At 67.1% G+C, this 5,368-nt stretch carries 7 protein-coding genes; 2 read left to right on the top strand and 5 right to left on the bottom strand.

Features of this window, described 5'->3' with window-relative positions:
- Positions 1-281: 281 nt before the first annotated feature.
- The 3 genes from ACIPIA_RS09825 to ACIPIA_RS09815 form a co-directional block, all read right to left on the bottom strand.
- Entirely contained in the window at positions 282-2,075 is a 1,794-nt protein-coding gene (locus tag ACIPIA_RS09825) for an ABC transporter ATP-binding protein (protein WP_400508992.1), read from the bottom strand.
- Positions 2,076-2,387: 312 nt separating this feature from the next.
- The gene (locus ACIPIA_RS09820; protein ID WP_400508991.1) at positions 2,388-2,561 is read right to left on the bottom strand and encodes a hypothetical protein; all 174 of its coding nucleotides are present in this window, start codon (positions 2,559-2,561) and stop codon (positions 2,388-2,390) included.
- Between the two features lie 9 nt (positions 2,562-2,570).
- Positions 2,571-2,984, bottom strand: a complete 414-nt coding sequence (locus ACIPIA_RS09815) for a rhodanese-like domain-containing protein (protein WP_400508989.1) — start codon at positions 2,982-2,984, stop codon at positions 2,571-2,573.
- 136 nt (positions 2,985-3,120) lie between these two features.
- Here ACIPIA_RS09815 and ACIPIA_RS09810 point away from each other — a divergent pair, with 136 nt between their 5' ends.
- Both ACIPIA_RS09810 and ACIPIA_RS09805 read left to right on the top strand, forming a co-directional pair.
- Positions 3,121-3,813, top strand: coding sequence for a DUF599 domain-containing protein (locus ACIPIA_RS09810; RefSeq protein ID WP_400508987.1), 693 nt, complete (start codon positions 3,121-3,123; stop codon positions 3,811-3,813).
- On the top strand, positions 3,810-4,079 hold the full coding sequence (locus ACIPIA_RS09805) for a DUF3253 domain-containing protein (protein ID WP_400508985.1): 270 nt from the start codon (positions 3,810-3,812) through the stop codon (positions 4,077-4,079). Before ACIPIA_RS09810 ends, ACIPIA_RS09805 begins: the two co-directional genes overlap by 4 nt.
- A 2-nt stretch (positions 4,080-4,081) precedes the next feature.
- On the opposite strand, the gene ACIPIA_RS09800 is transcribed toward ACIPIA_RS09805, so the two are convergent.
- Together ACIPIA_RS09800 and ACIPIA_RS09795 are read right to left on the bottom strand one after the other, a co-directional pair.
- A complete protein-coding gene (locus ACIPIA_RS09800; protein WP_400508983.1) occupies positions 4,082-4,870 on the bottom strand; it encodes a YdcF family protein in 789 nt (262 codons plus the stop codon).
- 135 nt (positions 4,871-5,005) lie between these two features.
- Positions 5,006-5,368, bottom strand: a 363-nt coding sequence (locus ACIPIA_RS09795) for a lysozyme inhibitor LprI family protein (protein WP_400508982.1), incomplete at its 5' end; no start/stop codon positions are given.

Below are 5,368 nucleotides of genomic sequence, written 5' to 3'. Positions count from 1 at the left end.
CATACAAGTCGACTTCCCCGGCATCATCGGAATGCAGCCGTCGACGGAGTTCATGACGAAGACAGGCTCCCATTCCTGGCCCTTGGCCGAATGGATCGTCGACAGCGAGCACCCTATTGCGTGCCGAACGATTACATCGGCTATTGCACCGCCCGGCGCGATGAAAGGCGTCCGGCCGCGCGCGCGCTCCGAAATAGGAACGCCTCGACGAAAAGGGCCGCTGACGCGGCCCTTTTCCTGTCTGTCGGATCGATATCCTCCTTGGCGTCGGGGCCGGCAACTTACGCCGCCAGTCCCTTCGCCAGTTCGCTGACCTGCTTCTCGAACAGCGCGCGATAGGCGCCGTCCTCGCGAGCCAGCAAGGCCTCGTGCGGGCCTTCCTCGACCACGCGGCCGCGATCGAAAACCAGGATGCGGTCCATGGCCCGCACCGTCGAGAGACGATGCGCGATCACGATCGTCGTGCGCCCTTCCATCAGGCGTTCCATCGCCTGCTGGATCAGCGCCTCCGATTCCGAATCGAGGCTCGAGGTCGCCTCGTCCAGGATCAGGATCGGCGCATCGGCCAGGAAGGCGCGGGCCAGCGCCACGCGCTGACGCTCGCCGCCCGAGAGCTTGATGCCGCGTTCGCCGACGAGCGTGGCGTAGCCCTTGGGAAGGCGCATGATGAACTCATGCGCGTTGGCGAGCCTGGCCGCCTGCTCGATCTGCGCCTGCGACGCTCCGGGCCGGCCATAGGCGATGTTCTCCGCAAGCGAGCGGTGGAACAGCACCGGCTCCTGCTGCACGATCGCGATCTGCTGGCGCAGCGAGGCCTGGGTGACGCCGCCGATGTCCTGCCCGTCGATCGCGATCCGGCCCGCGGTGACATCATAGAGCCGCTGCACGAGCTTGACGAATGTCGTCTTGCCGGAGCCGGAACGGCCGACGAGGCCGACCTTCTCGCCACCACGGATCTTCAGCGAGAAGTCGCGATAGAGCGGATCGTGATGCCCGCCGTAGTGGAAGGTCACATTCTCGAAGGCGATCTCGCCCGCCGTCACGCCCATCGCCACGGCGCCCTTCCGATCCGGCACGCCATAGGGAAGATCGTGCATCCAGACTAGCTCCTCCATGTCGTTGACCGAGCGCTGCAGGTTGTGGACGTGCTGGCCGACATCACGCAGATAGCCGTGCACCACCGCATAGGCCGTCAGGACGAAGGCGACGTCGCCCGCGCTCGCCTGCCCGTTCAGCCACAGCCAGATCACGAGGCCGATCACCGCCGCGCGCAGGAACAGCAGCACGATGAGCTGGACGGTGCCCGACCAGGTGCCGCGCACCCAGGCGCGCCGCGTCCTGAGGCTCCACTTCGCCACGACGGTCGCGAGGCGCAGATCCTCGCGCGTCTCGGCTCCATAGGCCTTGACCACCGGGTTGCAGGTGATGGCGTCGGCGAGCGAGCCTCCCAGGCGTGTGTCCCAGGCGTTGCCCAGCCGCGCCGCCGGAGCGACGAAGCGCAGCGACAGCAGGAGCGTCAGGCCGATATAGGCCAGTGCGCCAACGGCCACGACGAGCCCCATCGCCGGCCAGTGCCAGGCCAGCAGCACCGTCATGCCGAGCAGGATGACGAGCGAAGGCAGCAGCGCGATCAGGATCGTGTCGGTCAGCAGGTCGAGCGCCCACATGCCGCGCGTGATCTTGCGCACCGTCGAGCCCGCGAAATTGTTGGCGTGCCAATCGGTCGAGAAGCGCTGCAGCCGGGCGAACGCCTCGGACGCGACGTCGCTCATCGTGCGCAGCGTCAGCGTGGTGATGCCGATATAGGCGAAATGGCGCCCGAACACGGTGATCGCGGCGAGCACCACCATCGCGCCCAGCGCCCACAGGGCCGCATCCACGCTGCCGGTGCCACTCGCGACGGCATCGACGAGGCGACCGGCATAGACGGGCGTGAACAGCTCGGCGAGCGTGCCGACGATGGTAACGGCCGATACCCAGGCGATCTGCCTGGGATGGCGCGCCCAATGCTTGAAGGTGAAGCCGAGAACGGCGCGGAACGGCTCCCGCCGCCCGGTTTGAGTATCGAGAGACATAGCGTCATTCGGCACCGCGACGGCACCGACTCCGAATCAGGCGGAGACGACGACGCGCGCCTGCTCCGGCAATGAAACAAAATGGTTTGGAAAAGGCTCAGCGGACCGCGAGCAGGCGGACCTCGTGCGAGGCCGACCTAGTGCCGGCGTGGTCGCGTGGGAGGAACAGTGGCGCATTTGAATACCATTCAGCCCTCCCTTTCTCGAGTTGGAGCCAGACAGCCAAGATGCCTGAATTCTAGGCACGACGCAAGCCGGCCCTCCATGCGCCGGCAGCAAGGGTGCCGGCGCCCATTTCAGGACGGGCCGCTTCTACCAGAACAGGGCGACGAGCCTGGCTGCGATCACCAGCAGGAATGCCGCGATGATCGTGGCCAGGACCTGCTGGCGCTTGGCGCGGTTCGGAAACTGCCGCGACAGCAGCTTGCCGAGCGGCTTGCGGAAGATGAAGGCCGCGACGAGCAGAACGATGACGATGTGGGACAAGTTCGAGACTCAGGCCTTCCGGTCCGCAGCGGTAGCATCCACTGGCGCCCCCGCCTTCTTCCAGGCGGCGAAGCCGCCGGCGACATGTGCGACCGGCTGCAGCCCCATCTCCTGGGCGGACTTCGCGGCCAGCGCCGAGCGCCAGCCGCCGCCGCAGAAGAAGACGAAGCGCTTGTCCTGCTGGAACACGGGCTTGGCATAGGGGCTTTCCGGATCGATCCAGAACTCGAGCATTCCGCGCGGGCAATGGAACGCGCCGGGCATGCGCCCTTCCCGCTCCAGTTCGCGCGGGTCGCGCAGATCGACGAAAACCACTTCGTCGCGGCCGAGGAGCTCCCGGGCAGCCTCGATCGACAGTGTCTCGATCTGGCTCTCGGCCTCGGCGACCAGGGCCTTGTAGCCCTTCGTGATGACCTGCGGCATCGCTGCCCCCTCCCGGTTTCGCGCGCACCGTGGCGGCTCGGCACCGCAGCGTCAATGCCATGCCGCCGCTTGCAGCCGCGGCGGGTGCAGCACAAGCTGCTTGCCTCCCCGGCGGATGAAGTGGCAGAGCGACGGCATGCTCGGTTTCAGCAATCTGGACGTGATCGCCCTGGCGTTCTTTGCGGCTTCCTGGGTCGGCTATCACTACGCCGTCGAGCTCGGGCCGCATGCCGGCAGGACATTGAACATGCGGATGAACCTGCGCCGCGCCCGCTGGATCCACGAATCGCTGAAGCGCGAGAACCGCATCGTCGACACGCAGGTGATGAACGGCCTGCAGAACGGAACCGCCTTCTTCGCCTCGACCTCGCTGATCGCGATCGGCGGCACGCTCGCCCTGCTGCAATCGACAGACCGTGTCGTCGCGATCTTCTCCGACCTGCCCTTCGTCCCGGTAACCCAGCGCGCCGTGTGGGAGATGAAGGTGATCGGGCTCGCAGGCGTCTTCGGCTACGCCTTCTTCAAGTTCGCCTGGGCGTATCGCCTGTTCAACTACTGCGTCATCCTGCTCGGCGCGCTGCCGCCGGCCGAAAGCCGGGACCAGGTCGCGATCTCGCACGCCGTGCATGAGACGATCGAGATGAACATCGCGGCCGGCCGGCACTTCAACCGCGGCCAGCGCGCCTTCTTCTTCGCCCTCGCCTATCTCGGCTGGTTCCTCGGGCCGGTCACCTTCCTCGCCTTCACCGGCGCCGTGCTGGTGGCGATGTACCGCCGCCAGTTCGCGTCCGATGCCGCCCGCGTGTTCAATTATCCGAGCCAGCCATGACCATCGAAGCCGAGGCGATCGAGAGCGCCATCCTCTCGCTGCTGGCGCAGCAGGAACCCGGCCGGACGGTCTCGCCGATGGATGTCGCCCGGGTCCTGGGCAGCGACCATCCCGACGACTGGGGCCCGCTGATGCAGCCGGTGCGCCGTGCCGCCGTGAAGCTGATGAAGGAGGGCAGGCTCGTCATCACCCGCAAGGGCCGGCCGGTCGACCCCGACGATTTCCGCGGCGTCTACAGGCTCGTCGCCCCCACAGGCGACGCCTGAACTCAGGGGCCGGGAAACAGCGTATCGCTATAGCCGGCGAGCCTGTAGGCGACGAGCCCCGCCCATTCCTTGAAGCCATTGGCCGCAATCTCGAGCGCATTGGGGGCTCGCCCATAGGGGCGAATGAAGTCGTCCGGCCTGCCCTTGGACCAGTAGTCGACCGGGAATGCCTCGACCGGAAAATCCGCCTTGCGGAAAACGCCCATTGCGCGCGGCATGTGCCAGGCTGAGGTCACCAGCAGCCAGCGCTCGCCGGGCTTCGGATCGGCAAGCCGGCGCGTAAATACCGCATTCTCGTAGGTATTGCGCGATCTGTCCTCCAGGACGAGCCGCTTCGGATCGAGCCCCAGCCCGTCGAACAGCATTCTGGCGCCATCCGCCTCGGTGTCCGTCACCTCCGAGATCAGGTTGGCGGCGCCCCCGGTGAAATAGATCTTCGCTTCCGGATGAAGGCGCGCCAGTTCCATCGCCTTCGTCATGCGGGCGGCCGCTGAATTCAGCACCACGTCGCCACGCGCCACGCCGACAGCGCCACCGAGCACGACGATGCCGGCTACCGGCCCCTTCGTCGCCTCCTGCTGAGGAAAACGATCCTCCAGCGGCCGGATCGTCGCACGCGGCAGCGGGCTGAAGGACATGAGCCCGAGCGCCACCGCCGCGAACAGCCCGAGCCAGCGCCCTGCCCGCGCGAAGCGGGTGAAGGCCAGCAACGCCGACAGGCCCACCAGGATGATGACGAAATTGACCGGCGAGAGGACGAACCAGACGAGCTTGGACAGAACGAAGAACATCGCGGGCTCGCGGCAGCAGGCGGGGACGACGGGCGATCGCCGCCCTCACCCGTATAGTCACAGGCGGTCATCACGCTCCAGTGCTTTCGGGCCGCGCCGATGCCGACGCCGCTCACGAAAATGACAGGTTCGGACCTAGCGGATGATCTGCGGTGGCGATTGCGGCCGGCGCGCGGCTTGCGGCACACCCTTGGCGAGTTCGATCGCCCGGCCGGCGACCTCTCGCAGCTCGCAGCCAGCCTGTCGGCCCGCCTGCAGGCTCGGACTTTGGGCAGAGCCATAGAAGGCGCATTTTTGCGCGACATAGCTCTCCCAGGCCAGTTGCACGGCGGCGAGCCTGCTGCGCTGGCTGGCGTCGAGCGAGCGGCCCGCCATCTGCAGTGCCAGCGTCAGCCGTTCGCGCCATGCCGCCTCCTCGCGCCGGGCGCAGCCCGCCTCGGCACCACGAGGGTCGCTGCTTGCGGCCCGGACGCAGGTCACCGCAACCGTGCCGATACA

It is taken from the genome of Allobosea sp. CER48 (assembly GCF_044752385.1).
Taxonomy (GTDB): Bacteria; Pseudomonadota; Alphaproteobacteria; order Rhizobiales; family Beijerinckiaceae; genus Allobosea.
Note: the sequence above shows the minus strand (reverse complement) of the source record. Positions and strands in the feature narration are given on the sequence as shown.